The organism is Streptomyces sp. NPDC006134 (assembly GCF_040628835.1).
In the GTDB taxonomy this organism is placed as follows: domain Bacteria; phylum Actinomycetota; class Actinomycetes; order Streptomycetales; family Streptomycetaceae; genus Streptomyces.
Genome location: NZ_JBEXTV010000149.1, coordinates 1 through 1,430, shown reverse-complemented (window position 1 = coordinate 1,430; position 1,430 = coordinate 1). Strand labels below are relative to the sequence as shown.

General features: G+C 69.0%; 1 protein-coding gene. It reads left to right on the top strand.

Annotated features, from left to right (window positions below; all coding sequences use genetic code 11):
* The first annotated feature begins 106 nt into the window (after positions 1–106).
* Positions 107–1,375, top strand: a complete 1,269-nt coding sequence (locus ABZ340_RS36565; RefSeq protein WP_358786212.1) for an IS256 family transposase — start codon at positions 107–109, stop codon at positions 1,373–1,375.
* Positions 1,376–1,430 lie beyond the last annotated feature (55 nt).

Below are 1,430 nucleotides of genomic sequence, written 5' to 3'. Positions count from 1 at the left end.
GTTTGACCTGATCCGGGGGTTTGCTCCGGCATCGGGATGGTGCCCGCATAGATGAACGGCCACCGGCTGATCTTCGAGATGCCGAAGCTCGAAGGAGATCAGCACGATGACCGCACCCGACAGTCTGCCCCTGCACGCCCTCGCCGAGGACAACCTCGCCGCGGCGAGTCCCGATCTGCTGCGCGCGATGATCAAGACGTTCGCCGACGCGCTCATGTCCGCGGAGGCCGATGCCCTCTGCAACGCGGAATACGGGCAGGTCAGCGACGAACGCGTCAACCACCGCAACGGCTACCGCCCGCGCGAGTGGGACACCCGCGCCGGCACCGTCGAACTGACCATCCCCAAGCTGAGGCAGGGCAGCTACTTCCCGCACTGGCTCCTCGAACGCCACCGCCGGGCCGAACAGGCCCTCATCTCGGTGGTCGCCACCGCCTACCTGCTCGGCGTCTCCACCCGCAGGGTCGAGAAGCTCGCCGAGCCCCTGGGCGTCACCCAGCTGTCGAAGTCCCAGGTCAGCGCGATGGCCAAGCACCTTGACGAGCAGGTCACCGCGTTCCGCAACCGGCCCCTGGACACCGGGCCGTATGCGTTCGTCTGGGTCGACGCACTCACCCAGAAGGTCCGCGAGGGCGGCCGCATCATCAACGTCCACGCCCTGATCGCGGTCGGCGTCAACGCCGACGGGCACCGCGAGATCCTCGGCATCGACGTCGCCACCGCCGAGGACGGCGCCGGCTGGCTCGCCTTCCTGCGCTCGCTCATCGCCCGCGGCCTGACCGGCGTCCAGCTCGTCGTCTCCGACGCCCACGCCGGCCTCGTCGACGCCATCGGTGCCGTTCTGCCCGGCTCGTCGTGGCAGCGGTGCCGCACCCATTACGCCCGAAATTTGCTGAGCCAAGTCCCCAAGTCGGCCCAGCCGTGGGTGGCCACCCTGCTGCGGACGGTCTTCGAACAGCCCGACACCGACGCCGTGAAGGCCCAGATGCGGCACGTCCTGGAGGCGCTGGAGGCCAAGTTCCCCAAGGCCGCGGCCCACTTGGACGCCGCCCAGCACGACCTGCTGGCCTTCACCGCGTTCCCGCGTGAGATCTGGCGGCAGATCTGGTCGAACAATCCGCAGGAGCGGCTGAACAAGGAGATCCTCCCCCACGGCTTCGCCGCGGGAGGTGCCCCCAGCCGCACCGGCGTGGTCGGCATCTTCCCCGACCGCACCGCCGTGATCCGGCTCGTCGGCGCGGTCCTGGCCGAGCAGAACGACGAGTGGACCGAAGCCCGCCGCTACATGGGCCGCGAGCTGCTGGCCAAGGCCCGCCTCCACCCGATCGAGTCAGAAACCGACGACTCCGCCCTGCCCACCGAACTCACCGCATAGCCTCAAAACGAGATCACCGAGTGGCCGTCGATACACCACTCCAGCGGACGTGACC

What these genes read in the sequence shown, in the direction of transcription:
- ABZ340_RS36565 (WP_358786212.1), top strand. Translation starts at nt 107, where the DNA reads ATGACCGCACCCGACAGTCTGCCCCTGCACGCCCTCGCCGAGGACAAC.